Below are 24,944 nucleotides of genomic sequence, written 5' to 3'. Positions count from 1 at the left end.
GGAGAAAAGCAGTATGAATAACGCACTGGGACTGGTTGAAACAAAAGGGCTTGTCGGCGCTATCGAAGCCGCTGATGCCATGGTGAAATCCGCAAACGTGCAGTTGGTTGGTTACGAAAAAATTGGTTCAGGCCTGATCACCGTGATGGTCCGCGGGGATGTCGGCGCCGTAAAAGCAGCGGTAGATGCAGGAAGCGCAGCAGCAAGCGCCGTTGGCGAGGTGAAATCCTGCCACGTTATCCCGCGTCCGCATAGCGACGTTGAAGCCATTTTACCTAAATCTGCATAAGTCGTTGCAAACAAGGAGCACAGCGTGAAGCAATCACTGGGATTACTTGAAGTTAGTGGTCTGGCATTAGCCATCAGTTGCGCGGACGTCATGGCGAAAGCCGCCTCCATCACGCTGGTGGGCCTCGAAAAAACCAACGGCTCAGGCTGGACGGTGATCAAGATAATCGGGGATGTGGCCTCCGTTCAGGCGGCTATATCCACCGGTGCTAATTTAGCAGAATTGCGAAATGGACTGGTCGCGCACAGGGTCATTTCCAGGCCCGGAGAAGGCATTCTTTCCCACAGTGTGCCCGTGCAGCCAGAGCCAGCACCAGCGCCAGAACCGATACCTTATCTATCGCAAGAGCAAGAAGAGATGGCTACAGAAATTGCATTACCTGAAGCCGCGCAACAGGCAGAGTTGATTAGCTGCAATCTGTGTCTTGACCCTGCCTGTCCCCGTCAAAAGGGCGAGCCGCGCACTCTTTGTCTGCACTCTGGTAAACGAGGTGAAGCGTAATGGATAAACAGCAACTGGAAACAACGGTCAGTAAAATACTGGATGAAATGCGTGAACGCCCTATCCCTCTCGGGATTTCGAATCGCCACATCCACCTTTGCGCCGAGGACTACACTCGCCTGTTTCCTAATCAGCCGATTAGCGAGAAAAAGGGTCTGTTGCAGCCCGGACAATATGCCGCAGATCAGACCGTCACGCTGGTCGGACCGAAAGGTCAGTTAAAGAATGTGCGTCTGCTTGGTCCACTGCGTAGTACTAGCCAGGTGGAGATATCTCGTACCGACGCCCGCACATTAGGTATCGCTGCGCCGCTGCGCATGTCCGGCAATATTCAGGGCACGCCTGGCATTCGTCTTATCAGCCCCTTTGCTGAACTGGAGTTACCCTCCGGGGTTATTGTTGCCCAGCGACATATCCATATGTCGCCGCTGGATGCGCTGATACTGCGTGTCTCTCATGGAGATAAAGTCTCCGTGGCAATCAATGGCGATGAACGCCGACTGATTTTCGATAACATCGCCGTACGTGTTTCGCCGGATATGCGCCTTGAGATGCATATCGATACAGACGAAGCCAATGCAGCAGGCGCTGATAATCCGCATGCATTTGCCACACTGGTGACCTCACGATGAACAACGAACTGCTGCAACGCATTATCGAGGAGGTTGTTTCCCGATTAAAAAAACGCGCGGAAAGTACCATCACGCTGAGCGTCGCACAGTTACGGGAAATTGATTCCCGGACATTATGTTGTCAGTACTCGTCACTGCACCTCCTTCAGGCAGACCTGCCTTTACTGGAAAAAATTGCAGATTGCAGTCCGTCCAGTGTCGCAGTGGTAACAATCCACGAGGCGCTGGCATGCGGGCTTCGCGTAAAAATCTCTCTACAGCATCGGCTGCTACCGGCACTCCCCGTGAAAAAGCTCGCGCGTCTGCCGCTGGAGTTCAGTGACGAGTTGGGACGAATCATCGTGCTGCATCCTGAAACGCTTCTCAGCTACGCCGACGTCGCCCAATTGAAGGATGGTGTACTGGTACTACGCCGTCGATGTGTCGTGACGGCTCTGGCTCAGGAAGCTGTCGGTACGCGAAATGTCCAACTAATTAAGCAGGAGTGAGCTATGCATTTGGCCCGGGTTACAGGCGTTGTGGTTTCCACGCAAAAATCCCCATCACTGGTGGGAAAAAAACTCTTGCTGGTACGTCGGGTGAGTGCTGACGGAGAGCTCCCCGCCTCCCCCGCTACCGGAGATGAAGTCGCGGTTGACTCAGTCGGTGCAGGAACGGGCGAACTGGTGTTACTCAGCAGCGGATCCAGCGCCAGACACGTTTTTTCCGGCCCGAATGAGGCCATCGACCTGGCTATCGTCGGCATTGTCGACACGCTTTCTCGCTAGGAGGAACTATGGCGATTTATACCCGAACGGGCGATGCCGGTACAACAGCTCTCTTTACCGGACAACGCGTGAGTAAAACGCATCCGCGCGTCGAGGCTTACGGTACGCTGGATGAGCTTAATGCAGCGCTTAGCCTGTGCGTTTGCGCGGCGAAAAACCCGCAGCACCGCCAGTTGCTTGAAAGTATTCAGCTGCAGCTTTTTTGGTTCAGCGCCGAACTGGCAAGCGAAAGCGAACAGCCAACGCCAGAACAGCGCTACATCAGCTCAGAAGAAATTGCTGCACTGGAAGCCGCCATCGATACCGCGATGGGGAGAGTACCGCCCCTACGCAGCTTTATTTTACCAGGCCGCAGCGAAGCCGCCAGTCGTCTGCACTTTGCCCGCACGCTGGCTCGCCGCGCAGAGCGGCGGCTGGTCGAACTCTCCACTGAGATCTCCGTCAGACATGTATTGATGCGTTACATCAATCGCCTGTCCGACTGCTTATATGCGCTTGCACGAGCAGAAGATCATGACGCCCATCAAAGCCACATTATTCAGAAAGTGACGGAGCGCTATCTCGCAGCCATCCGCACATCAGCCACCCAGGAGCCGACTATGTCACTGTCTTTTCAGGAGCTCCACCAACTGACTCGCGCGGCGGTGGCGAGAGCAGAAGAAATTCAGGTTCCGGTCGTCATTTGCATTGTTGATGCGAACGGAACTCAAACGGTGACCTGGCGCATGCCTGACGCATTGCTCGTCAGTAGCGAACTGGCACCGAAAAAAGCCTGGACCGCCGTGGCGATGAAAACCGCCACGCACGAGCTGACATCAGCGGTGCAACCAGGGGCCGCGCTTTACGGTCTGGAAAGCCATATGCAGGGAAAAGTCGTCACCTTCGGTGGCGGGTACGCATTATGGCGAGAGGGTTTACTCCTTGGGGGTCTTGGCATCAGCGGGGGAAGCGTTGAGCAGGATATGGACATTGCAGAAACGGCCATTGCGGCGATTAACGTGAGAACACATCAATGAATACTTCAGAACTTGAAACGCTTATTCGTAACATTTTGAGTGAACAACTCGCCCCGGCAAAAGCAGAAGTTAAGGGTAATGGAATTTTTCCTTCCGTTAACGAAGCAATTGATGCCGCGTATCAGGCTTTTCTGCGTTATCAGCAATGTCCATTGAAAACCCGCAGCGCCATCATCAATGCCCTGCGAGAAGAACTGGCGCCTCACCTGGCTTCACTGGCCGCCGAGAGCGCTGCCGAAACCGGAATGGGCAACAAAGAGGATAAATTCCTCAAAAACAAAGCCGCGCTGGACAACACCCCGGGAATCGAAGACCTCACTACCACGGCGCTAACCGGTGACGGTGGCATGGTGTTGTTTGAGTACTCTCCATTTGGGGTGATTGGCTCCGTTGCGCCAAGTACCAACCCGACGGAAACCATCATCAATAACAGCATCAGTATGTTGGCCGCGGGAAACAGCGTTTATTTTAGCCCGCACCCTGGCGCAAAAGCAGTATCACTGAAACTGATTGCCATGATTGAAGATATAGCCTTCCGCTGCTGCGGGATCCGGAATCTTGTCGTCACGGTCACAGAACCCACTTTTGAGGCTACCCAGCAGATGATGGCACACCCTAAAATCGCAGTTCTGGCGATTACCGGCGGCCCTGGCATTGTTGCTATGGGTATGAAAAGCGGGAAAAAAGTCATTGGCGCAGGTGCAGGAAATCCGCCCTGTATTGTTGATGAAACTGCCGACCTGGTTAAGGCGGCGGAAGATATCATCAACGGCGCATCCTTTGATTACAACCTGCCCTGTATTGCTGAGAAAAGCCTGATTGTTGTCGATGCTGTTGCTGAACGACTGGTCCAACAAATGCAGTCTTTTGGCGCGTTACTTCTGCACAACGAAGACATCAACAAACTGCGCGCCGCCTGTCTGCCTGAAGGCATAGCCAATAAAAAATTGGTTGGAAAGAGTCCAGCAGCCCTGCTTGAAGCTGCGGACATACCGGTTCCGGCAAAAACACCTCGCCTGTTGATTGGCATCGTCAATGCTGACGATCCATGGGTCACCAGCGAACAGTTGATGCCAATGCTGCCCATCGTGAGCGTAAAGGATTTTGACAGTGCACTGGCGTTGGCACTGAAAGTTGAAGAGGGACTGCATCACACTGCCATCATGCATTCACAAAACGTGTCACGTCTGAATCTTGCCGCCCGCACCCTTCAGACCTCAATCTTTGTGAAAAATGGCCCCTCTTACGCCGGTATTGGTGTCGGCGGTGAAGGCTTTACCACCTTTACTATCGCTACTCCAACCGGTGAAGGCACAACGTCAGCGCGAACTTTCGCACGCTCTCGTCGTTGTGTGCTCACCAACGGTTTTTCTATTCGCTAATGGGGCCGTTATGAAAAGCTTTTCACTGCAAACTCGATTGTTCAGCGGCCTGGGAAGTCTGGATGTGCTCAAGCGCTTCAAAAATAAGCACATCTGGGTTATCTGCGATGGTTTTCTCGCGCGTTCTCCCTTGATTGAAAAGCTGCGAAATACGCTGCCCGCGGATAATCGCATCAGCATTTTCAGTGATATCACACCCGATCCAACCATTGGTACGGTAGTTCAAGGGATTGCACAAATGCAATCCCTGCAACCGGATGTGGTGATTGGTTTCGGCGGTGGCTCCGCACTTGACGCCGCAAAAGCCATCGTCTGGTTTAGCCGACAGTTCGGTATCGAAATTGAAACCTGTGTCGCGATCCCTACCACCAGCGGTACGGGATCGGAGGTGACCAGCGCCTGCGTGATTAGCGATCCGGACAAAGGCATTAAGTATCCATTATTCAATAATGCGCTTTACCCGGACATGGCCATCCTCGATCCGACGCTGGTCGTCAGCGTACCGCCAGCCATCACTGCGAATACCGGCATGGATGTGTTAACGCACGCGCTGGAAGCTTACGTGTCTACGAAGGCCAGCGACTTTACCGACGCACTGGCTGAGAAAGCGGCACAAATCGTCTTCCAGTACCTGCCTGTCGCCGTCAGTAAAGGCGACTGCCTGGCAACCAGAGGAAAAATGCACAACGCGTCAACGCTCGCCGGAATGGCATTTAGTCAGGCTGGACTGGGTATCAATCATGCGATTGCCCATCAGTTGGGCGGCCAGTTTCATCTGCCCCACGGACTCGCCAATGCGCTGCTGCTGACCCATGTCATTCATTTTAATGCCCGCGATCCCCGGGCCGCAAAGCGCTATGCCCGTTTCGCTAAAGCCTGCCACTTATGCCCGGATAACGCGAACGATACGACGGCTCTGAATGCGCTGATTTATCATATCGAACTACTCAAAAAACAGTGCGCATTGCCTGCATTTATTGATGCACTGAAAGACGAGAAGCATACCTGGTCGCAACGTATACCGTCGATGGTTCAGGCCGCGCTGGCTGATGTCACGTTGCAAACCAATCCCCGCGTAGCCGATGCCAGTGCCATTCAGGAACTGCTTGAGGAATTATTATGAAGACAGCCATGACGGCAGAACATGTTCTTTATGACGCACAAACGATACGCGATCGCGTGCGTGCAGCAGGCGTGGTTGGGGCCGGTGGTGCGGGATTTCCTGCACACGTTAAACTCCAGGCGCAGGTTGATACGTTTCTGGTAAACGCCGCAGAATGCGAGCCAATGCTGAAAGTTGACCAGCAATTGATGGCCGTCCAGGCTGAGCGACTTATCCGCGGCGTTCAATATGCCATGACGGCTACCGGCGCCAGTGACGGTATTATTGCGCTCAAAGAGAAATACCAGAAGGCTATCAGTGCGTTAACGCCCCTTCTGCCTGCCGGCATCCGCTTACATATTTTACCCGATGTTTATCCGGCTGGTGATGAGGTGCTGACCATCTGGATGGCAACAGGCCGGAGAGTTCCACCTGCTGCGCTGCCAGTCAGCGTCGGCGTGGTGGTCAATAACGTCCAGACCGTGCTCAACATCGCCAGAGCGGTAGAACAACAGTACCCCGTTACCCGTCGTACTCTGACCGTCAACGGTGCGGTCGCCAGACCAATCACCCTCACCGTCCCTGTCGGCATGTCTTTACGCGACGTTTTGGCACTGGCCGGAGGCGCAACCGTTGATGACCCCGGCTTTATTAACGGTGGTCCGATGATGGGCGGCCTGATTACCTCTCTGGATACCCCTGTGAGCAAGACCACCGGAGGCCTGCTGGTTTTGCCTAAGTCTCATGCGTTGATTCAGCGGCGGATGCAGGATGAACGTACTGTGCTTTCCGTCGCGAAAACCGTTTGCGAACAGTGCCGTTTGTGTACGGACTTATGCCCAAGGCACTTGATTGGCCACGAGTTATCACCGCACCTGCTGGTTCGCGCGGTTAATTATCAGCAGGCAGCCACGCCGCAGTTGCTGCTCACGGCCCTGACCTGTTCAGAATGCAATGTCTGTGAAAGTGTGGCTTGTCCGGTAGGGATTTCACCGATGCGCATCAACCGCATGCTTAAACGCGAGCTGCGGGCGCTCAACCATCGATATGAAGGGCCGCTAAATCCTGAGGATGAAATGGCCAAGTACCGGCTGATCCCGGTTAAGCGCCTTATCACCAAACTGGGTCTTAACGACTGGTATCACGACGCGCCACTGGCTGAGACTGATTATCCCACAGATAAAACGACGCTGTTGCTACGCCAGCATATTGGTGCCAGCGCCATTCCATGCGTACAGCAAGGCGAACGCGTTGTTCGCGGTCAATGCGTCGCCGATGTGCCGTCCGGAGCATTAGGCGCACCTGTCCACGCCAGTATTGACGGTATTGTCAGCGAAATTACTGAACAATCCATCACGGTAATAAGAGGTTAATCATGTCTCAGGCTATAGGGATTTTAGAACTCACCAGCATTGCCAAAGGAATGGAAGCTGGTGATGCCATGTTAAAAAGCGCGAATGTGAATTTGCTGGTAAGCAAAACCATCTGCCCGGGAAAATTTCTGCTCATGCTCGGCGGTGACGTAGGTGCAGTTCAGCAGGCGATCGCCACCGGCACCTCTCTTGCTGGCGATATGCTCGTTGACAGTCTGGTACTGCCTAACATTCACGCCAGCGTACTTCCTGCGATTAGTGGATTAAACAGCGTGGATCAGCGCCAGGCCGTAGGCATTGTTGAAACATGGAGCGTTGCGGCCTGCATCTGCGCCGCCGACCGTGCGGTTAAAGCCTCCAACGTCACGCTGGTACGCGTCCATATGGCATTTGGTATAGGCGGCAAGTGCTACATGGTTGTCGCAGGCGACGTGTCTGATGTGAATAACGCCGTGACGGTTGCCAGCGAAAGCGCGGGTGAAAAAGGTCTGCTGGTTTATCGCTCGGTCATCCCTCGCCCACATGAAAGCATGTGGCGACAAATGGTGGAAGGATAATGGACAGACAACCGCCGACGGATCGCATGATCCAGGAATACGTACCCGGCAAGCAGGTCACACTGGCGCACCTTATTGCTAATCCAGGTAAGGATTTATTCAAAAAACTGGGGTTGCAGGATTCAGTCTCGGCCATTGGTATTTTAACCATTACGCCCAGTGAAGCCTCAATTATCGCCTGTGATATCGCCACAAAGTCCGGGGCGGTAGAGATTGGTTTTCTCGATCGTTTTACCGGTGCAGTAGTACTGACGGGCGATGTTTCCGCCGTTGAGTACGCGCTGAAACAGGTAACCAGAACGCTTGGCGAAATGATGCGTTTTACTGCATGCCCTATTACCCGGACGTAACCACATGAAACGCATCATGCTAATTGGCCCCAGCCAGTGCGGTAAAACATCGCTCACACAATGTTTGCGTGGAGAAGCACTTCATTACCAGAAAACTCAGGCGATTGTCTGGTCGCCAACGACAATAGACACACCGGGTGAATATCTTGAGAACCGCTGCCTGTACAGTGCGTTACTGGCCAGCGCTTGTGAAGCCGACATTATCGCTCTGGTACTGAATGCCGACGCCCCATGGTCACCTTTTTCTCCAGGTTTTACGGGTCCAATGAACAGACCTGTTATCGGCCTCGTCACCAAAGCCGATTTAGCTAACCCTCAGAAGATTTCACTCATAGAAAGCTGGTTGGTGCAGGCTGGGGCGCAGAACGTGTTTGTCACCAGCGCGCTGGAGAATACCGGGGTCGATGAGATGTTCATTTTTCTGAATGCAAAGGAACCGTCATGTCTCACAAAATAATGGCCATTAACGCGGGGAGCTCCTCGCTTAAGTTTCAGTTACTGGCGATGCCGCAGGGTGAAATGATCTGCCAGGGGCTGATTGAACGTATCGGGATGTCTGACGCGCAGGTCACGCTTAAAACACCCGTACAGAAATGGCGGCAGACGTTACCCGTTGCCGATCACCGTGAAGCAGTAACTCTGTTACTGGAAAAACTGCTTAGCCTGAACATCATCAAAAGTCTGGAAGAGATCGATGGCGTCGGTCATCGCGTCGCACATGGTGGTGAGTCCTTTAAAGACTCAGCCCTCGTCAATGATGAAACACTGGCCGAAATCGAGCGTCTTGCAGAACTGGCACCGCTACATAACCCGGTTAATGCGCTGGGGATCGCAGTTTTTCGTCAGTTATTACCCGAAGCACCTGCCGTCGCAGTTTTTGACACTGCTTTTCATCAGACGCTGGCTGAGCCTTCTTTTATTTATCCTCTACCCTGGCGCTATTACTCAGAGCTGGGAATTCGGCGTTACGGTTTTCATGGTACCAGCCACAAATACGTCAGTACCGCGTTGGCTGAAAAGCTGGGCGTCCCGCTCAGCGCACTGCGCGTCGTATGTTGTCATCTTGGTAATGGCAGCAGCATCTGTGCTATCAAGGGCGGAAAATCGGTGAATACCTCAATGGGCTTTACGCCACAGTCTGGCGTGATGATGGGTACGCGCAGCGGAGATATTGACCCGTCAATTTTACCGTGGATTGCCCTGCGCGAAGGCAAAACACCGCAGCAACTTAACCAGCTCCTCAACAATGAATCGGGATTACTTGGGGTTTCCGGTATCTCATCAGACTATCGTGACGTTGAACGCGCCGCAGACGAAGGCGACTCACAGGCTGCACTCGCACTTACGCTGTTTGCAGAGCGAATTCGTGCCACAATAGGCAGTTATATTATGCAGATGGGCGGTCTGGATGCTTTGGTATTTACGGGTGGAATTGGTGAAAACTCAGCCCGAGCACGCGCTGCGATTTGCCACAATCTGAATTTCTTAGGTCTGGCTGTTGATGATGAAAAAAATCAGCGCAACGCAACCTTCATTCAAACTGAAACTGCGCTGGTCAAAGTGGCCGTTATAAATACCAATGAAGAGTTGATGATCGCGCAGGATGTTATGCGTATAGCGATATCAGAAACTGTGACATTGGGCATTCCTGCTTAATTCTGCCGCACCGCAAATTGCGGCAAATCATGGTAATAGCGCGATCGCCATGACACTATGCGCCGAGGATTGCTGATCACAAAGGTGAAGACGTGGCTATTGCGCAATGTCCTGCATCGTGCGGGGAACTTATCCAGGGCTGGATTCTGGGCAGTGAGAAGCTGGTCTCCTGCCCGGTTGAATGGTATAGCACCGTTGAGGTCAGTTCGGGTTCACCACAAGTGGATGAACGCCCACTCTCGCGAGCGATGGTTGACCGGTTATTGCAGCACTGGCACTACCCGGCGCATATCAGTCAGGATATTCGTATAGATATCCAGTCAACGATTCCCATTGCGAAAGGAATGGCCAGTAGCACCGCAGATATTGCCGCCACCGCGCTTGCCACCGCTCATTTTCTGGGTCATCAGCTTGATGAACCTACACTGGCACAGCTTTGCGTTTCTCTTGAACCTACCGACAGCACCGTTTTCCACCAGTTAACCCTTTTCGATCATAACGACGCCTCTACGCAAATTCCCTGTGAAGCGCAGCCCCAGCTTGACCTGTTGGTTCTGGAAAGCCCGGAAACATTACGTACCGCAGATTATCACCGCATTCCGCGCCAGCCCGGGTTACAGGCCGGTGCTCCCGCGCTTAAACGCGCATGGGAAAAAGTACAGGAAGCCTGTATTAGCCAAAATCCCTATCGGATGGGGGAGGCCGCCACGCTTAGCGCAATCGCCAGCCAAATGTTGTTGCCAAAACCGGATTTCGATTCGATATTGGCGCTGGTAGAAGAGTGCGATTTATACGGGGTGAATGTTGCGCACAGCGGCAGCGTGGTGGGTCTGATGCTGGACAGAAAACGTCATGATGTTGATTACATCAAATGGATGCTGGCACAGAAAAAACTGACAACTCACTGGCCTGAGCAGCATTTATTGCGGATGGTAACTGGCGGGGTAAAACTACAGTAGGGGTCGCCGCTTAGCAGCGCCCCCTACTGCCATAAAACGTTACTCTGCTTTCGCTTCGCCGTTTTTCACTTCACCCATGGCTTTCAGCTTTTTAGAGATATCACGACGCTCTTTAGAGATCTCTGCATTCTTGATGATGTAATCATCTACACGATCTTCATAGTCGCTTTTCATGCTGGCGATGATACCCTGGATAGCATCAACGCTCATGCCCGGCTTGATGTAGTCGCTCAGGTTGTCCAGCAGCAGGACGCGTTTCTGGTTGTCACGGATCTTTTTCTCAACGTCCTGGATTTCACGTTGCAGTTTGTTTTTACGACGGAACAGACGAACAAATTCCAGCACGTCCTGGAAAGAAGGCTTGGTAGTTTCCATTTTTACACCCCTGATAATGTGAGATTCGGATTCGTTAAAACAACGGCTAAAGTGGGTCAACATTACTTTCATGCCCGCCATACTTCAAGTTGCATCTGCATTGATAATGCATGGCTGAAACCTGAATTATCGAGGGTAAAGCCATTGTAGTTACCAATGGTTTTAGCCTTTTTCAGTATCATACCCTTAATCTTTGCTGAATCGAAGCAGCAGTAGAACCAATCCCCTTATCTGCTCTTTATTTGCGCAGCGCGCGACAAATCAAATGTGAGAGCAATTCCAGTTGCCGTGCCATCTCCATATTCAACCAGACATAGCCATGAATAGGTGTTTCAGCAACATTATCGCCTTTATGCTCAGCGATGAGTTGGCGCAACTCCGCCACGGTGTCATTGAGCTTTTCCGTATTGACAAGTATCGGCTGCGGATTACCTTCATATAGCGCATGAGTGATCGTCAGTAGCGCTTGTTGCGTTCTGAGCTGAGTTTCACGCAAGGTATGCGCGTTCAGCATCACAAAGTGACTGGTACGTGTCGCCCACAGCGCGTTGATTTGCAGCTCAAGCATGCACACCAGGTTGCGGTTAACCGTCTGAATAGCTTCAAAGATGGATTTTTGGATGTGGGTCTCTTTACTGGCAGGAACGATGAGTCCACGCATTTTGACAACGTCACTCAGTAGTTGTTGTAAATGCTTCTCCAGTCGGGGCTGCTCGAGCAGATTGGGGGAGAGCGCGGCCTGATACACCCGATTGTACCCCGTTACACAATGCGCCAGTTGAATACGCCAGTGAATAAATGCCCGCTGCGGCCAGATGCCGGTAAACAGCATCGCCAGTAACGATCCCAGAATCACGTCGCCACCGCGCCACAACGCTGTATTCATGTCACCCGCGGGAGCCCCGACGACGACGGCAAGCGTTATACCAATCAGCAACGCCTGATAGGGTTTTTTACCTAAGGCCAGCCAGCCGCAGAGAAACATCGCTACTGCGCACCATATCAGCATAAGCGGAAGTGACAGGAGTTCGAGACGCAGAGCAACCAGCCCAAGTACTGAGCCCAGAATCGTCCCGCCAATGCGTTCAAGAGCTCTTGGGACGACATTACCCCAGAATGAAATTGGCCCCATAATCACCACCAGCGTGATCAGAGGCCACGTACCTTCAGGAATATCCAGCAGGCGAACCAACAGAAAAGTAAGAAGAAACGCCAGCGCAATGCGAATACCGTGCACTACACGATAATGACGATACAAACGAATTTCAAAAGGACTCAGCGACTTATCGGCACGCACTCATCCACTCCGTCAGGGAATAGCAAAGAACAGAATTGTACCTGCTTTTTTAGTGAAAACATCATCGTTATCACCAGGACTTTCATCCTGATTTACACAAAAAACAGCTACTTCGGCTGTACCGGCACATACATTTCGATGTCCCAGTAACCGTCTTCCATGCCATTATTCATATAAATCTCAAAACAGGGTTTGGCGGCTATCTGGTATGTTGCGTCCTGCAGCAGAAGATTAAAAAATTGATACCATGGCGTCGCAAAGTCATGATTTTCAACACGAGCAACAGCAATAGCATACTCACCACCGGCCAGTTCAGTCAGTATCACACCTTCGCTGTTCTCTGGGATCTCGAAATTCTCTGCGACGGAAACCACAGTATCGCAGCGCAGTTTGTCAGCAGGCACAACATCCGGGTTGTCGTAATAAACGGCGATCCATTCCAGCGGCACTATCTGCTTGTCATCCACCCACATGACTAACTGCTCAAAACCCTGCTTTACCGTTTGCTCCCACGGTCCAACCATATGGAAACCAGCAATCCTGCGTTTATCGACCTGCTTTATCTCGTACTCCATATAACCTCCGTCATTACACTGTATTTATATACAGTGTAATTATTGTATATTACGGCCACAAGGAAATAGTGATTATTATGTGAGCAGTTTCGCACTCTTGCCAGTCAGTAGCATGGGTGAAAAATTACACCTTATGGTGGAAGTAATCGCTCAGACGCGAAAATACGCCGCCTTTACTGACCGATTCCAGGGTGACCAGTGGCCAATGCGCCACCAGCTTATCCCTGTCATAGAGTTCAATTTCCCCCACGCGTTGATGCGCGGCAATAGGCGCTACCAATTCTTTCTTATCAAGAACATATTTTGCTTTGATATTCTGGACTTCAGCCTTAGGAAGCGCCATCCAGAAATCCTGCTCGGTACCGAGGCTAATTTTTTCTTTATCGCCATACCAGATTCGTTCGACGCCGACTTGCTTACCGCTACGCAAAACCTGCACCGTATCAAAATTTTGTTGCCCCCACTGCAGCAGTTTGCGTGCCTGATCCTCGCGCCCTTTCGCGCTCTCGGCTCCCATGACCACGGCAATCAAGCGACGTTGTCCATCAACTGCGGAGGCGATCAGATTAAATCCTGCCCCGGAAGTGTGCCCGGTCTTCAGGCCATCGATGTTCATCGTTTTATCCCACAGCAGCCCGTTACGGTTTTGCTGCGTGATACCATTCCAGGTAAGACTCTTCTCACTGTACATGTGGTAGAACTCAGGTTCCCCGTGAATAATCGCCCGGGACAACACGGCCAGATCGTAGGCCGAGCTATGCTGGCCTGGCGCGTCCAGCCCATGCACCGTTTCGAAATGTGTATCTTTAAGCTTCAGCTTCTCAACGTAACTGTTCATCATCGCGACAAACTGTGGCTGTCCACCCGCGATGTAATCCGCCAGCGCGACGCATGCGTCATTGCCGGAATCAACAATTAAGCCGCGACTTAAATCGCGTACTGACACGCGATCGCCTTCTTTCAGGAACATTAATGATGAGCCTACAAACACCGGATTATCTTTCGCCCATGCGTCACGTCCGACAGTGACGATATCCGTTGGGCTAATGCGATGGCTATCAATCGCGCGATCGACAACATAGCCGGTCATTAACTTGGTCAGGCTGGCGGGGTTGCGTTGCTGGTGTTCATTACCGGCGGTCAGGGTTTGGCCCGTGGTGTAATCCATAAGCACCCACGCGCCAGCATTGATGGCGGGAGGCCGAGGTGCAAAACTGGCGACATCAGTCGCATAAGCGGACGAAAAACTTATCGCGAATAGCGAAGCGGCAATAAACAAACGGCGTTTCAACAGCATGTCCTCATAACCAGGAGAAATAGCCGTTCTTTTTACGGAAGTTCTGCCGAACAAACATGGATAAATTGCAAGAAAATGTGACATAAGGCACATTTTCTTGCTGTTAAAGAAAAAAGTCAGACGGACTTCCCCTGCAAAATACGCGCAGGATTAGCCTTTATGTGATGCTGTTTCTGCATGATGGCTGCGATGACGGTGATAGCCGTCAATCATGCTGCGAAAGATTTGCCCCGGTGTGTCACCCAATGTGCACAGGTAAATATGTGCACAAATGAACAGAATGCCAACAATCGCCAACACCATATGCAGCACCAGCACCACCGGCCCGGCGCCTATAATCTGCGGGTAAAGACAGAGCAACCCGGTAATGATTAACAGCGGAACCAACGCATACATGATGGCCAGATAGGCTAACTGTTGCAGGGGGTTAAATTTATTCTCCGCTGTTGCCGCAAACGGATGTGCCTCACCTTTCATTATCCCATACAGATAAAAACGCGTTTGCAGCAGGCAACGCGTTATCAACCCGCTGAATTGCACACGATAGTGACTACCGTTGCCGCTTGTGGCATTGATCATGACGAAGCCAATCCAGAAAGCCAGTAATGCGAATCCACACCAGGTGTGCACCTGCACCATCAGCGCTACCGGTCCGATAGAAAAATGGCCGAACAAACCGCTGAGCAGAAGCAGGATAAAAAGCAGCGCATTTCCCCAGTGCCAACGGCGGACAGCCAATGAGTAGAGATAGTCACGGTGCTCTTCTCCGGCTGCCGTTTTGGGTGCCAGCATTCGACGCAGCAGTGCATGCATCACCAGACCGGCAATCATCAACAGAATGACTACGCCGGCATAAATGAGCCACAGCGGCCAGTAGTCTGGCGCATAGTTAAGCTCTGCTCCCCAGATAGAATTCATACTTTTCCCTCCTGATGAATCTCTTTACGCCGAAAAATACTCACCGCACCGCTACGCGTATCCTGCTGACGGTAAACCTCTTTTTGAAGAATCCAGTGCTGAATTTCAGGGTCATCACGGCGACCAAACTTCAGCGCATCCGTAGGGCATACGGAAACACAGGCAGGCGATTGTCCAGCGTCCAGACGGGTGTCTGCGCAAAAGTTACATTTATCTGCAATTCCTGTTTGTGGGTTCAGGTAGCGCACATGGAACGGACAGGCAGCTACGCAATAATCACAGCCAATACAGCGGGACTTGTCCACCTGCACAATGCCGTTTTCGTCCCGAAACGAAGCGCCAGTCGGACAGACGCTGACACAAGGCGCATCTTCGCAGTGCTGGCAGGAGACGCGGACAAACTGAAAGTGAGACAGCACCTCAGGTTCGTTTTCCGGTGAGCGGATCTGCACCTGCAGCCGGCTAAAACCTTCTGGCACATCATTCAGAACTTTGCAGGCAACTGTGCACGCCTGACAACCAATACAGCGTTTCTCGTCATGCAGCATGACATACGGATTTGTTGACTGATTCATGATGTTCTCCTTTCTCATGCCCGACGAAGCGTAACGCCAGCGGTATGGACCACTGTGCCGGATACCGGACTGGTTACATGCGGAAGCAGGTTGCCACAGTGGATCCCATGCGTTGTCGCTGCGGTTTTCGCGCCAGCCTTGGCGCCGAATCCCATATAGACGAACAGCGTGTCGGGTCGAATACCGGCAGTGACCAGCGCTTTGCCTTTCTCCTTACCCGTCGCATTTTCAAGCCAGATGTCATCGCCGCTTTTAATCCCTTTTTCTCCAGCCGTTTTCGGGTGGATCCACACCGCGTTATCCCACATCAGTTCGCTGAGTAATGGGACATATTGCGTCGCGCCATTGGTGTGAACTGCGACTTTGCCTTGAATGAAATAGAGTTCATTGTCGGCCTTGAGCGCAAAATTGCGTGCACGCGGAATACCATAGCCCGGCAGGAGAGTTTCCAGTTCTTCGGAATAAAGTTCGATCTTTCCGGATGGGGATTTGAAGCGCAGTTGTTCGCCATACGTACCGTCATTGTCAACGGCCACTGCTCCCGGATACTGCGCAGTAAACTGGCGTACCGATTCAGGCTCACGGAGTAACAGTGGAACGCCCCACTCCCGATACCCTTTCTGGCGCAGTTCAGCAGATAACGCATGGTCACCATTGAGCTGATACAACTGGCGTACTTGCATATCTTGCCACGGATAGTACTGCCCAAGACCCAATTGCTCACCCAGCTCTTTCCAGATTTGCCAGCTTGGGCGCGCATCACCGATAGGCTCAACGACCTGCTGGCGCAGCGCATAGGCCGGATTCAGCCCCGACATATCAGAGACTTCTTCATCGCGTTCGAGATAGGTGCATTCAGGTAACAGGTAATCGGCATAGGCCGCGCTTTCGCTTAAATAGACATCGCAGCTCACCACCAGATCCAACTGCTCAACGGTTTTGACCAGATCCGGCCGACAGGTCACGGTTTGAAAAGGGTTATGCCGGGACATAATCCATCCTTTCACCGGATAAGGCGTCTGGTTTAACACAGCATCGATAATGCTCTGCACCACCCCACCGCCCGCAGCGATGTATTTGAATTGCGGCGCGACCAGGTCAATACGCTGCGCCGTTGGCTTAGGGAGTTTGGCATCCGGTTTCGCCAGCACCGGAGCCACCTTCTCTCCTGCCAGCTTATTGTAGGTTGCAGCGGCTTTTTTCTGGTACATGCCGCCTTCGCGCTCAATATTTCCCAGCAGCACGTTGAGGGTGAAAATCATGCGCCGCATGTCGATCTCTTCCTGCGAAAAAGTCGCACGGTGACCAGGGCTGACAATCGCATGGGGGGCGCAGGCCGCCATTTCTCGAGTCACCCGGGTAATGACATCCGCAGGCACGTCGGCCAACTTTTGTGCCCATTCCGGCGTGGCCTCTTGTACTGCCTCTGCCAGTTGGTCAAAACCTGTTGTGTAGCGTTCAACGAATCCCGCGTCATACAATTTTTCAGTAATCATGACGTGGCACATCGCCATCAGCACCGGTAAGTCGCCCCCCGGTTTAATCGCATGCCATTCATCCGCCTTACTGGAAAATACCGACAGCCGGGGGTCGAAGCTGACCATCTTCGCGCCCTTCTCTTGTGCGGTCATCAGTTCATGAGTATCAGCAACCTCAATCCCTTCATAGAGGTTATGTCCAAAAGAGACCATATAGCGGGTATTGGCGATATCCATTGCTAAATCCCCACCCATCATCACTTTGGCGGCAATGGCTTTACCTGCTGGACAAGTTGAAGCGTGCGTAAAGGTATTTGGTGAGCCAAAAGCCGTCGCCAAATGAAATAAATGGCCGGAAAGCGAACCAGATTTAGAGGAGAATACAACGCCCTGCGGCCCATATTGATTTTTTATTGCCGCCATCTTTTCGGCAATTTCTTTATACGCCTGTTGCCAGCTAATGACCTGCCATTCACCACTGCCACGCGGCCCGGTGCGTTTCATTGGTTTAACAATCCGGTGCGGGTCGTTTATCAGGCTAACACCGCTGCCCCCGCGAGCACAAACGCGCGTGCCTTGCTGAGGGGCATTAGGGTTTCCCTGGATAAAAACTGTTTTATTATTAATCACCTGAGCCTGAATTGGACAGCGAAAGGAACACATTTCACACAGACTCGGCGTCAGGGATGTTTTCCCTTTAATACTCTCTGGTGAATTTCGCGCCAGTGCGCCAGGGGGGAAACTGCCTATTGCACAGGCCGAGCAGCCAATACCCACACCCCGCAAAAAATTACGCCGACTAATGCTCATATAACCTCCTGTTATTAGATATATCCAATGATTATATGGCCTTTAAATTATTAATTTTTAACCTTACTCACATTTCATTACAATGAAATTCCGTTAACTGGCAAGAATAAAACTCATTGTTTATAAAAGAGTTTTAAAGTTTCCAGAACACACCACCAAACGTAAAAATAACAATAATAGTTCTCAATTAGCTTATTTATGCACTCACAAAATAACGTTATCTTATTTCATGAAATATCCTTAAAACCCCAAATCTATTAATTCATTTTATTTTAATCACGTTTACCGCAATTTTATTGCGGCCACCGCCGGGCATTGATAATCCCGTTGCTGATTACCGCGCTATTTTTTGGTATTCTTAGATAAGCGCTAAATTGATCCCGGACATAACTGAACAATGAATGACGGCAAGCAGCAACCTGGTTTTCTCTTCCACGATTACGAGACCTTTGGTACCCATCCGGCACTGGACAGGCCCGCACAGTTTGCGGCCATCCGCACAGATAGCGATTTCAATATCATTGGCGATCCCGAAGTCTTTTACTGCAAGCCCGCCGACGACTATCTGCCACAACCCGAAGCGGTACTGATAACCGGTATTACGCCGCAAGAAGCACGTGAAAAGGGTGAGAACGAAGCCGCTTTTGCTGCCCGTATCCATGCGCTGTTTACCGTGCCGAAAACGTGTATCCTCGGCTATAACAATGTGCGCTTCGATGATGAAGTGACACGTAATATCCTGTATCGCAATTTTTATGATCCCTACGCCTGGAGCTGGCAGAACGACAATTCTCGCTGGGATTTGCTGGATGTAATGCGCGCCTGCTATGCGCTACGACCGGAAGGGATCAACTGGCCAGAAAACGACGATGGTCTACCCAGTTTCCGCCTTGAGCACCTGACCCGCGCCAACGGTATTGAGCATGCTAATGCCCACGATGCGATGGCAGACGTGTATGCCACCATTGCAATGGCGCAACTCGTAAAGTCACGTCAGCCGCGTCTGTTTGACTATCTCTACAGTCACCGCAATAAACACAAGCTGGCTGCGTTGATTGATGTCCCGCAAATGAAGCCCTTAGTGCATGTATCTGGAATGTTCGGTGCATGGCGAGGTAACACCAGTTGGGTTGCCCCGCTTGCCTGGCATCCGGATAATCGTAATGCGGTTATTATGGTCGACTTAGCGGGTGATATTTCTCCCTTGCTTGAAATGGATAGCGACACCCTGCGCGCACGTCTTTACACCGCCAAAGCCGATCTGGGGGATAACGCAGCGGTGCCGGTTAAACTGGTGCATATCAACAAATGCCCGGTTCTGGCACAGGCTAATACGTTACGTCCGGAAGATGCCGATCGTCTCGGAATTAACCGCCAGCATTGCCTGGATAATCTTAAAGTCCTGCGTGAAAACCCGCAGGTGCGCGATAAAGTGGTGGCTATTTTTGCCGAAGCAGAACCCTTTGCGCCATCGGATAACGTAGATGCGCAGTTATACAACGGTTTTTTCAGCGATGCCGACCGCGCCGCAATGAAGATCGTTCTGGAAACCGAACCTCGAAATTTACCCGCACTGGACATCACTTTTGTCGACAAGCGCATTGAAAAACTGCTGTTTAATTATCGCGCACGCAATTTCCCCGGAACACTGGATGAGGGGGAGCAGCAACGCTGGCTGGATCATCGTCGTCAGGTATTCACACCGGAGTTTTTGCAAAATTACGCGAATGAATTGCAGATGTTGAGTCAGCAATATGCTGACAATAAAGAGAAGCTGGTGCTACTGAAATCACTCTGGCAGTATGCGCAAGAGATAGTCTGAAGATGAAATGCCCTCCGCCAGACGGCGGAGGGATCCTGGTTACGCTTTCTGCACCGTAATGCTCCAGGCGGCGTCACCCACCTGTTGATAATCAGTAATCACGTGCCCCTCTTCGGCGGCCCATTGCGGGATTGCCTCAGTTGCCTGGGTACAGTCAAATTCGATCACCAGTTCATCACCACTTGCCATTTCAGCCAGTGCCGCTTTTGCTTCAATCAGTGGAAACGGACAAACCTGTGTGACCACATCCAGTCTTTTAATTGCCATCATCAAATCCTTACGCTTAATTTGCCGCAGCAGCGACTAGTTTTGCCTTACGCTGCGGTCTGATATACACAATCCATGACGCGGTCCAGACACCGAAAATCATAAAGACCAGGCCAACCCATCCCTGCCAGGTCATCATCGCCGTCATAACCAGACCGTTGCCAATCGAACAGCCACCCGCGATGCTGGCACCAAAGCCCATTAACAGACCACCAAAACCGCTACGCAGCGTGGTGGGTGCGTCGGCTGCGCGAACGCGAAATTCGCGACTGGCTTTCGCTGCAATAAATGAGCCGATAAAAATGCCCAGCACCAGGAACACTCCCCAGTTAATAAACTTACTGTCGCCTGCGACAAGAAATTGCAAAATATTGGCGGTTGGTGACGTGATACCCAGGCCAAACATTCGTCCGGTTGCTTCGCTCAGCGGCCATGCCAACAGCGCAATCAGCCCAATCAGAACCGCAGTAACAAATGGATGCCAGCGCTTCTCAAACAAAATATGCGCAAGGCCGGTACGACGTGGTGGTAGCGTAGCGACTTTCAATTTTGGTTTTCTCAGCTCTTTCGCTACCACCCACACTGTAACCGCCAGCAGAATAGCGATCAGTGGCCATACGGACAGGTTCAACGTATCAGCAATGGAGTTATGCTCAGTACTGTAGGTTTTCAGCGCCTGATTCAGCCCACTCGCATGCGTAGAGCGCATCACCGCACTCATCACCATATAGGTAAACAGCGCAATCCAGCTACCGATAAGCCCTTCTCCTGCACGATACCAGGTTCCGGTAGCACACCCGCCCGCATAAACAATTCCGATACCAAAGACATAACCACCAACAACGGTTCCCAGCCATGGGAAGGGGCCGGCATCATAGCTGAGTACACCCGCCTGAATCAGCGCAAAGACACCCACGCTTTGCACAGAGATGGCTATCAGTAGCGCATAGAACATACGATTGTTTTTCGCAATATACATATCGCGAAAGCCGCCCGTCAGACAGAATCGTCCACGTTGCATGACAAAGCCAAGCAGCGCGCCACAGATGAGCCCGCTTAAGATCATTGAAAACATAAATTAATTAGCCAGAAGTATATTAGTCAGGAAATTATTAATGACTAACGGGTTCAGAACCAATAACCAAATTCTCTAATTTAGAACTAACGGTTATTAATATTGGCTGGAAATAAAGCAGTGGAATAAAAAAACCGGAGAACATGTCTCCGGTTTTTCGATGTCAGATTAGGTTATTACGCGATATCTTCATCGTACTGCGGTACCGGGTTGCGGAAACTCTTGGTCACACAAGCCAGGTAGATCAGACCAATACCAGCCCAGATCAGCCCCAGAACCATAGAGCTCTCTTCCAGGTTCACCCACAGCGCCCCCACGGTCAGCGCACCGCACATCGGCAGGAACAGATACTGGAAGTGGTCTTTCAGCGTCTTGTTACGCTTCTCACGGATCCAGAACTGGGAGATTACCGACAGGTTAACGAAGGTAAACGCCACCAGCGCACCAAAGTTAATCAGCGCCGTCGCCATCACCAGGTCGAAGTTGATTGCCAGCAGGGCAATCGCGCCAACCAGGATGATGTTCATGGACGGAGTACGCCATTTCGGGTGTACATAACCGAAGAAACTTTTCGGGAATACACCGTCACGCCCCATCACGTACATCAGACGCGCTACGCCAGCATGCGCCGCCATCCCGGATGCCAATACGGTAATGGTGGAGAAAATCAGCGCACCGACCTGGAAGAACTTACCGGCTACGTACAGCATGATTTCAGGCTGTGAAGCATCCGGGTCCTTGAAGCGAGAGATATCCGGGAAATACAGCTGCAACAGATAAGTGGAGACAATAAAGATCAGGCCACCAATCAGTGCGGTCAGGAAAATTGCACGCGGGATCACGCGCTCAGCATCCTTGGTCTCTTCAGAGAGGTTGCTGATACCGTCGAAACCAGTGAACGAGAAGCACAGGATAGTAGCCCCTGTGATCATTGGAATCACGTGTGCGTCACCTGACCAGAACGGACGGCTGCTCACCAGCGTACCCGCCCCTTCCCCTTCGAACACGCCATAAACGACCATGCCGAGGATCACCGCAATCAACACGACCTGCAACAGCACTATCACGGTGTTGAAGTTCGCGACAGATTTGAGGCTGCGCAGGTTAAAAGCGGTCATAAAGGCCACCAGTGCTACCACGAAAATCCATGACGGTATCGACGGCACCAGAGCTTCAAAATAGATTTTCGCCAACAGAATGTTGATCATCGGTGCGAACAGGTAGTCCAGCAGTGATGACCAACCCACCATAAAGCCAACGGTCGGGCTAATGGATTTCTGGGCGTAAGTGTAGGCAGAGCCTGCAGACGGATAGCGACGCACCAGTTTACCGTAGCTCAGTGCGGTAAAAAGGATGGCGATCAGTGCAAAGGCGTAAGCTGTCGGGACGTGACCATCGGTCATTCCTGATACGATACCGAATGTATCGAACAGCGTCATCGGCTGCATATAGGCAAGGCCCATCATGACAACCGGAACCAGCGTAAGCGTTTTACGTAATTCCACGCGAGAGGTGTTTGGAGTAGCGTTATGCGACATGGTTATCCTCCATTACGGCGGAAACCGTCGCGTAAGCAAAAAATTGCCCCATTTTTTGTTAATCCTCAGCGACAACAACTGTCGATTTTTAAGTAAGTATCTATCCGGTACGAAGCCCGGCCTCTTTTATGAATGATTGGTTTGATGCAAAAAAATAACCGACGCGTATTAAAACGTCGGTTAATCTCATTTTTTGCAAGCGGCGCATTGTGCACTAAATTAGGGCGAAATGACAAGAGAATGAGAGCCTTGTCAAAAAATATTTTTTTCTAACCGATTGATTTATCGACAACCGTTTTTACATAGACACCCGCGATAGCACTATTTGCTAAAATTTCATCCCGCCACCATGCACTGGCTAATCCCGCGGTCTGCTCGTTCCAGCCAATCCACACGGGTTCAAACAGAATCTGCGCGACAACTTTCTTCTCAATCAGGGCCCCGCTGTCCAGAAATCGTTGTGCCAGATAGCGCGGAATATAACCACACCCCAAACCACTTATCTGCAGTTCCAGTTTGGTTTTGAAGTCAAAAACGGTGATGGCTTCCTGATCGTCAAGTAGCTGAGAAGCCGATACGTTCGCGGGATGCACATTATCGCCGACCACAATGGCGCGAAAACGTTTGATCGTTCTACGACTCAACGGTTCCGGTTCCTGCGCCAGTGGATGATGGGGGGCAACAACAAAAACCTGTTCAAGCACACCCAGACGCGCAAAACCAAAGTCACTCGCTGTGGGTGGGTCACGCATGGCACCCACAATGATATCGGCCCGGCCCTGAATCAGGGCATCCCAGGAGCCGCCCAATACGCCATTGATAAATTTAAGACGCGTCACGCTGTGGTGTTGATAGAAAGATTCGATAAGCGGGGCAAGAAGCGAAAAGGGAAAGGTATCGTCTACGCCGATAACCAGTTCATTCTCCCATCCTTCATGCAGTTTGATGGCCTGCTTTTCGAGTTCGCGCACGGTATGTAATACCTCGCGTCCCTTTTCCAGCAGCATCTGTCCGGTACGGGTAAATTTGGCCCGGTGTCCACTGCGATCCAACAACTGAATATTGAGATCGCTTTCCAGTTTGTGGACGGTATAACTCAGCGCTGACGGCGTCTTAAACAATTTTGCGGACGCCGCCGCGAAACTCCCCTCTTTCTCTAACGCATCAAGAATGATCAGAACATCCAGCAGTGGTTTCATACTCGCCCCCTGGCGGTATACAGCGACACTCTGCTGATCTGTCACTCCATCGGCATCACCAGCGGATCGGGATACTGGTACTCAAACCCAAGCTCATTGCAAATTCGGTTGCCATCAATGACTTTACCTTTACCGTTATCCACTCCGTCCCGGAAATCCGGTGGTTCCATCCCCAACAGGCGAGCCATCTGGGGGTAGAACACATTGCGTGCCGGATGCATAGGCGCACATATATTATAGATGTGTCCCCCTTTAGGCGCTTGTAGCAGCAACGTGATAGCAGAAACCACGTCATCCAAATGCACCAGATTGACGCCATGCTGTCCATCAGGTGCTGTTTTACCCGCAAAAAAGCGACCGGGATGTCTGCCCGGTCCCACAAGGCCCGCCAGGCGCAGAATATCCACCGACGTTCCCGGCAGATTGTGCAGCCAGTCTTCAAGTTCTTTCAGGGCACGACCGCTCGCCGTGACCGGATTGCGTGGTGTGCCCTCTTTTACTGTCCCCTGCACATCACCATAAACTGAGGTAGAGCTGGTAAAAATAATCCGTGGAATACGATACGCCAGCGCACTGTCGACCAGTTCCTGCATTGCCTGCAAGTAAAACGACTCACCCGGGCCACTACGGCGTGCAGGCAGGGTGATGACCAGCGCATCCGCATCCATTAGCGCATCGAGATCGTCAGGTTCACAGACCAGTTCAGGCTCCAGGCGCAACGAGTAGCTTTCAATACCGCTCATTCGGGCCGCTTCCACCCCATCCAATGTGGTTTTGCTGCCGGTAACCTGCCAGCCCCTGGCCGCCAGAGACATGGCTAATGGCATGCCTAACCAACCTAATCCGACAATTGCGACCTTTTTCATGCCTTTTCTCCTGACTTTTGGCCTATAACCCAAGGCTACGCCAGCCCACGGTGGCTGACAATTCATAGTATCAATATGAAATGAATTAATGATCAAAAAAAGCCCTTGCTTTCCGTGGCTAAAGTGGTTTAGGTTAAAAGACATCAAATGAATAAGCATTCATCGAGAAAATTTATGACACGCGCTCAATTTAATCACCATCATTACCATCATCCTGACTAGTCTTTCAGGCGATGTGTGCTGGGAGACATTTAAATCTTCCAGTGGT

The 24,944-nt window shown here is 51.6% G+C and carries 28 protein-coding genes, 1 pseudogene and 1 other annotated feature (1 of these 30 only partly in view); of the genes and pseudogenes, 16 read left to right on the top strand and 13 right to left on the bottom strand.

Annotation, left to right across the window (positions count from 1 at the left end):
- Window positions 1-13 precede the first annotated feature (13 nt).
- The 14 genes from pduJ to AL515_RS10430 all read left to right on the top strand — a co-directional run bounded on the left by pduJ (window position 14) and on the right by AL515_RS10430 (window position 10,584).
- A complete protein-coding gene (pduJ, locus tag AL515_RS10495; RefSeq protein WP_001057752.1) occupies window positions 14-289 on the top strand; it encodes a propanediol utilization microcompartment protein PduJ in 276 nt (91 codons plus the stop codon).
- A 24-nt stretch (window positions 290-313) separates the two neighbouring features.
- The gene (locus AL515_RS10490; protein WP_061067712.1) at window positions 314-790 is read left to right on the top strand and encodes a BMC domain-containing protein; all 477 of its coding nucleotides are present in this window, start codon (window positions 314-316) and stop codon (window positions 788-790) included.
- Window positions 790-1,422 (top strand): phosphate propanoyltransferase, encoded by a 633-nt coding sequence (locus tag AL515_RS10485; protein WP_061067711.1) that lies wholly within the window; start codon window positions 790-792, stop codon window positions 1,420-1,422. Before AL515_RS10490 ends, AL515_RS10485 begins: the two co-directional genes overlap by 1 nt.
- The gene (gene pduM / locus AL515_RS10480) at window positions 1,419-1,910 is read left to right on the top strand and encodes a microcompartment protein PduM (protein WP_061067710.1); all 492 of its coding nucleotides are present in this window, start codon (window positions 1,419-1,421) and stop codon (window positions 1,908-1,910) included. The genes AL515_RS10485 and pduM overlap by 4 nt, the downstream gene beginning before the upstream one ends.
- A gap of 3 nt (window positions 1,911-1,913) precedes the next feature.
- Complete coding sequence (locus AL515_RS10475; protein ID WP_048212000.1) at window positions 1,914-2,189, top strand: EutN/CcmL family microcompartment protein; 276 nt, start codon at window positions 1,914-1,916, stop codon at window positions 2,187-2,189.
- An 8-nt stretch (window positions 2,190-2,197) separates the two neighbouring features.
- Window positions 2,198-3,205 (top strand): two-domain cob(I)yrinic acid a,c-diamide adenosyltransferase PduO, encoded by a 1,008-nt coding sequence (pduO, locus tag AL515_RS10470; RefSeq protein ID WP_061067709.1) that lies wholly within the window; start codon window positions 2,198-2,200, stop codon window positions 3,203-3,205.
- The gene (gene pduP, locus AL515_RS10465) at window positions 3,202-4,587 is read left to right on the top strand and encodes a CoA-acylating propionaldehyde dehydrogenase PduP (protein ID WP_061067708.1); all 1,386 of its coding nucleotides are present in this window, start codon (window positions 3,202-3,204) and stop codon (window positions 4,585-4,587) included. The genes pduO and pduP overlap by 4 nt, the downstream gene beginning before the upstream one ends.
- Window positions 4,588-4,597: 10 nt before the next feature.
- Window positions 4,598-5,710 (top strand): 1-propanol dehydrogenase PduQ, encoded by a 1,113-nt coding sequence (locus AL515_RS10460; protein WP_061067707.1) that lies wholly within the window; start codon window positions 4,598-4,600, stop codon window positions 5,708-5,710.
- A complete protein-coding gene (gene pduS / locus AL515_RS10455; protein ID WP_061067706.1) occupies window positions 5,707-7,062 on the top strand; it encodes a cobalamin reductase PduS in 1,356 nt (451 codons plus the stop codon). The genes AL515_RS10460 and pduS overlap by 4 nt, the downstream gene beginning before the upstream one ends.
- A gap of 2 nt (window positions 7,063-7,064) precedes the next feature.
- On the top strand, window positions 7,065-7,619 hold the full coding sequence (pduT, locus tag AL515_RS10450) for a propanediol utilization microcompartment protein PduT (protein WP_048212005.1): 555 nt from the start codon (window positions 7,065-7,067) through the stop codon (window positions 7,617-7,619).
- On the top strand, window positions 7,619-7,969 hold the full coding sequence (pduU, locus tag AL515_RS10445) for a propanediol utilization microcompartment protein PduU (protein WP_048212006.1): 351 nt from the start codon (window positions 7,619-7,621) through the stop codon (window positions 7,967-7,969). The genes pduT and pduU overlap by 1 nt, the downstream gene beginning before the upstream one ends.
- 4 nt (window positions 7,970-7,973) lie before the next feature.
- On the top strand, window positions 7,974-8,426 hold the full coding sequence (gene pduV, locus AL515_RS10440) for a propanediol utilization protein PduV (protein WP_061067705.1): 453 nt from the start codon (window positions 7,974-7,976) through the stop codon (window positions 8,424-8,426).
- A complete protein-coding gene (locus AL515_RS10435; RefSeq protein WP_061067704.1) occupies window positions 8,411-9,625 on the top strand; it encodes an acetate/propionate family kinase in 1,215 nt (404 codons plus the stop codon). Before pduV ends, AL515_RS10435 begins: the two co-directional genes overlap by 16 nt.
- Window positions 9,626-9,717: 92 nt before the next feature.
- Window positions 9,718-10,584 (top strand): GHMP family kinase ATP-binding protein, encoded by an 867-nt coding sequence (locus AL515_RS10430; RefSeq protein WP_048212009.1) that lies wholly within the window; start codon window positions 9,718-9,720, stop codon window positions 10,582-10,584.
- 39 nt (window positions 10,585-10,623) lie between these two features.
- Here the strand turns inward: AL515_RS10430 and AL515_RS10425 are convergent, their stop codons facing one another.
- The 7 genes from AL515_RS10425 to phsA all read right to left on the bottom strand — a co-directional run bounded on the left by AL515_RS10425 (window position 10,624) and on the right by phsA (window position 17,909).
- A complete protein-coding gene (locus AL515_RS10425; protein ID WP_005128046.1) occupies window positions 10,624-10,959 on the bottom strand; it encodes a DUF496 family protein in 336 nt (111 codons plus the stop codon).
- 238 nt (window positions 10,960-11,197) lie between these two features.
- Window positions 11,198-12,256 carry an FUSC family protein gene (locus AL515_RS10420; RefSeq protein WP_048212010.1) on the bottom strand — a complete coding sequence of 353 codons (1,059 nt, stop codon included), beginning with the start codon at window positions 12,254-12,256 and terminating at the stop codon, window positions 11,198-11,200.
- A gap of 107 nt (window positions 12,257-12,363) precedes the next feature.
- Window positions 12,364-12,831 carry a DNA gyrase inhibitor SbmC gene (sbmC, locus tag AL515_RS10415; protein ID WP_005128054.1) on the bottom strand — a complete coding sequence of 156 codons (468 nt, stop codon included), beginning with the start codon at window positions 12,829-12,831 and terminating at the stop codon, window positions 12,364-12,366.
- Between the two features lie 124 nt (window positions 12,832-12,955).
- The gene (dacD, locus tag AL515_RS10410) at window positions 12,956-14,128 is read right to left on the bottom strand and encodes a serine-type D-Ala-D-Ala carboxypeptidase DacD (RefSeq protein WP_105242165.1); all 1,173 of its coding nucleotides are present in this window, start codon (window positions 14,126-14,128) and stop codon (window positions 12,956-12,958) included.
- A 150-nt stretch (window positions 14,129-14,278) separates the two neighbouring features.
- On the bottom strand, window positions 14,279-15,046 hold the full coding sequence (gene phsC / locus AL515_RS10405) for a thiosulfate reductase cytochrome B subunit (RefSeq protein ID WP_005128058.1): 768 nt from the start codon (window positions 15,044-15,046) through the stop codon (window positions 14,279-14,281).
- Window positions 15,043-15,621, bottom strand: coding sequence for a thiosulfate reductase electron transport protein PhsB (gene phsB / locus AL515_RS10400; protein ID WP_005128061.1), 579 nt, complete (start codon window positions 15,619-15,621; stop codon window positions 15,043-15,045). The genes phsC and phsB overlap by 4 nt, the downstream gene beginning before the upstream one ends.
- 14 nt (window positions 15,622-15,635) lie before the next feature.
- Entirely contained in the window at window positions 15,636-17,909 is a 2,274-nt protein-coding gene (gene phsA, locus AL515_RS10395; protein WP_061067703.1) for a thiosulfate reductase PhsA, read from the bottom strand.
- Between the two features lie 397 nt (window positions 17,910-18,306).
- On the opposite strand from phsA, the gene sbcB reads away from it, so the two are divergent.
- Complete coding sequence (sbcB, locus tag AL515_RS10390) at window positions 18,307-19,731, top strand: exodeoxyribonuclease I (RefSeq protein WP_061067702.1); 1,425 nt, start codon at window positions 18,307-18,309, stop codon at window positions 19,729-19,731.
- Between the two features lie 39 nt (window positions 19,732-19,770).
- Here sbcB and tsuB read toward each other — a convergent pair whose 3' ends face one another.
- The 6 genes and pseudogenes from tsuB to AL515_RS10360 form a co-directional block, all read right to left on the bottom strand.
- On the bottom strand, window positions 19,771-19,998 hold the full coding sequence (tsuB, locus tag AL515_RS10385) for a thiosulfate utilization sulfurtransferase TsuB/YeeD (protein ID WP_048212013.1): 228 nt from the start codon (window positions 19,996-19,998) through the stop codon (window positions 19,771-19,773).
- Between the two features lie 16 nt (window positions 19,999-20,014).
- Window positions 20,015-21,073, bottom strand: a complete 1,059-nt coding sequence (gene tsuA / locus AL515_RS10380; RefSeq protein ID WP_105242164.1) for a thiosulfate utilization transporter TsuA/YeeE — start codon at window positions 21,071-21,073, stop codon at window positions 20,015-20,017.
- 176 nt (window positions 21,074-21,249) lie between these two features.
- Window positions 21,250-22,611: a putrescine/proton symporter PlaP gene (gene plaP, locus AL515_RS10375; RefSeq protein WP_040231916.1), complete on the bottom strand. Its 1,362-nt coding sequence runs from the start codon at window positions 22,609-22,611 to the stop codon at window positions 21,250-21,252.
- Window positions 22,601-22,663: a membrane protein YoeI gene (gene yoeI / locus AL515_RS24095; protein WP_101741514.1), complete on the bottom strand. Its 63-nt coding sequence runs from the start codon at window positions 22,661-22,663 to the stop codon at window positions 22,601-22,603. The genes plaP and yoeI overlap by 11 nt, the downstream gene beginning before the upstream one ends.
- A 162-nt stretch (window positions 22,664-22,825) precedes the next feature.
- A pseudogene (locus AL515_RS10365) lies at window positions 22,826-23,810 on the bottom strand (LysR substrate-binding domain-containing protein).
- Between the two features lie 41 nt (window positions 23,811-23,851).
- The gene (locus AL515_RS10360; protein WP_048212016.1) at window positions 23,852-24,676 is read right to left on the bottom strand and encodes an SDR family oxidoreductase; all 825 of its coding nucleotides are present in this window, start codon (window positions 24,674-24,676) and stop codon (window positions 23,852-23,854) included.
- 147 nt (window positions 24,677-24,823) lie between these two features.
- On the opposite strand from AL515_RS10360, the gene hisL reads away from it, so the two are divergent.
- The gene (hisL, locus tag AL515_RS23995) at window positions 24,824-24,898 is read left to right on the top strand and encodes a his operon leader peptide (protein ID WP_335621944.1); all 75 of its coding nucleotides are present in this window, start codon (window positions 24,824-24,826) and stop codon (window positions 24,896-24,898) included.
- Window positions 24,874-24,944: a sequence feature (His leader region), on the top strand; it runs 52 nt beyond the window's last position. (Overlaps the previous gene by 25 nt.)

Origin of the sequence: Citrobacter sp. FDAARGOS_156 (genome assembly GCF_001559235.2) — a bacterium.
Classification (GTDB): Bacteria; Pseudomonadota; Gammaproteobacteria; order Enterobacterales; family Enterobacteriaceae; genus Citrobacter; species Citrobacter youngae.
Note: the sequence above shows the minus strand (reverse complement) of the source record. Positions and strands in the feature narration are given on the sequence as shown.

What these genes read in the sequence shown, in the direction of transcription:
- pduJ (WP_001057752.1), top strand. Translation starts at nt 14, where the DNA reads ATGAATAACGCACTGGGACTGGTTGAAACAAAAGGGCTTGTCGGCGCT.
- AL515_RS10485 (WP_061067711.1), top strand. Translation starts at nt 790, where the DNA reads ATGGATAAACAGCAACTGGAAACAACGGTCAGTAAAATACTGGATGAA.
- pduM (WP_061067710.1), top strand. Translation starts at nt 1,419, where the DNA reads ATGAACAACGAACTGCTGCAACGCATTATCGAGGAGGTTGTTTCCCGA.
- AL515_RS10475 (WP_048212000.1), top strand. Translation starts at nt 1,914, where the DNA reads ATGCATTTGGCCCGGGTTACAGGCGTTGTGGTTTCCACGCAAAAATCC.
- pduO (WP_061067709.1), top strand. Translation starts at nt 2,198, where the DNA reads ATGGCGATTTATACCCGAACGGGCGATGCCGGTACAACAGCTCTCTTT.
- pduP (WP_061067708.1), top strand. Translation starts at nt 3,202, where the DNA reads ATGAATACTTCAGAACTTGAAACGCTTATTCGTAACATTTTGAGTGAA.
- AL515_RS10460 (WP_061067707.1), top strand. Translation starts at nt 4,598, where the DNA reads ATGAAAAGCTTTTCACTGCAAACTCGATTGTTCAGCGGCCTGGGAAGT.
- pduS (WP_061067706.1), top strand. Translation starts at nt 5,707, where the DNA reads ATGAAGACAGCCATGACGGCAGAACATGTTCTTTATGACGCACAAACG.
- pduT (WP_048212005.1), top strand. Translation starts at nt 7,065, where the DNA reads ATGTCTCAGGCTATAGGGATTTTAGAACTCACCAGCATTGCCAAAGGA.
- pduU (WP_048212006.1), top strand. Translation starts at nt 7,619, where the DNA reads ATGGACAGACAACCGCCGACGGATCGCATGATCCAGGAATACGTACCC.
- pduV (WP_061067705.1), top strand. Translation starts at nt 7,974, where the DNA reads ATGAAACGCATCATGCTAATTGGCCCCAGCCAGTGCGGTAAAACATCG.
- AL515_RS10435 (WP_061067704.1), top strand. Translation starts at nt 8,411, where the DNA reads ATGTCTCACAAAATAATGGCCATTAACGCGGGGAGCTCCTCGCTTAAG.
- AL515_RS10425 (WP_005128046.1), bottom strand. Translation starts at nt 10,959, where the DNA reads ATGGAAACTACCAAGCCTTCTTTCCAGGACGTGCTGGAATTTGTTCGT.
- sbmC (WP_005128054.1), bottom strand. Translation starts at nt 12,831, where the DNA reads ATGGAGTACGAGATAAAGCAGGTCGATAAACGCAGGATTGCTGGTTTC.
- dacD (WP_105242165.1), bottom strand. Translation starts at nt 14,128, where the DNA reads ATGCTGTTGAAACGCCGTTTGTTTATTGCCGCTTCGCTATTCGCGATA.
- phsC (WP_005128058.1), bottom strand. Translation starts at nt 15,046, where the DNA reads ATGAATTCTATCTGGGGAGCAGAGCTTAACTATGCGCCAGACTACTGG.
- phsB (WP_005128061.1), bottom strand. Translation starts at nt 15,621, where the DNA reads ATGAATCAGTCAACAAATCCGTATGTCATGCTGCATGACGAGAAACGC.
- phsA (WP_061067703.1), bottom strand. Translation starts at nt 17,909, where the DNA reads ATGAGCATTAGTCGGCGTAATTTTTTGCGGGGTGTGGGTATTGGCTGC.
- sbcB (WP_061067702.1), top strand. Translation starts at nt 18,307, where the DNA reads ATGAATGACGGCAAGCAGCAACCTGGTTTTCTCTTCCACGATTACGAG.
- tsuB (WP_048212013.1), bottom strand. Translation starts at nt 19,998, where the DNA reads ATGGCAATTAAAAGACTGGATGTGGTCACACAGGTTTGTCCGTTTCCA.
- tsuA (WP_105242164.1), bottom strand. Translation starts at nt 21,073, where the DNA reads ATGTTTTCAATGATCTTAAGCGGGCTCATCTGTGGCGCGCTGCTTGGC.
- plaP (WP_040231916.1), bottom strand. Translation starts at nt 22,611, where the DNA reads ATGTCGCATAACGCTACTCCAAACACCTCTCGCGTGGAATTACGTAAA.
- AL515_RS10360 (WP_048212016.1), bottom strand. Translation starts at nt 24,676, where the DNA reads ATGAAAAAGGTCGCAATTGTCGGATTAGGTTGGTTAGGCATGCCATTA.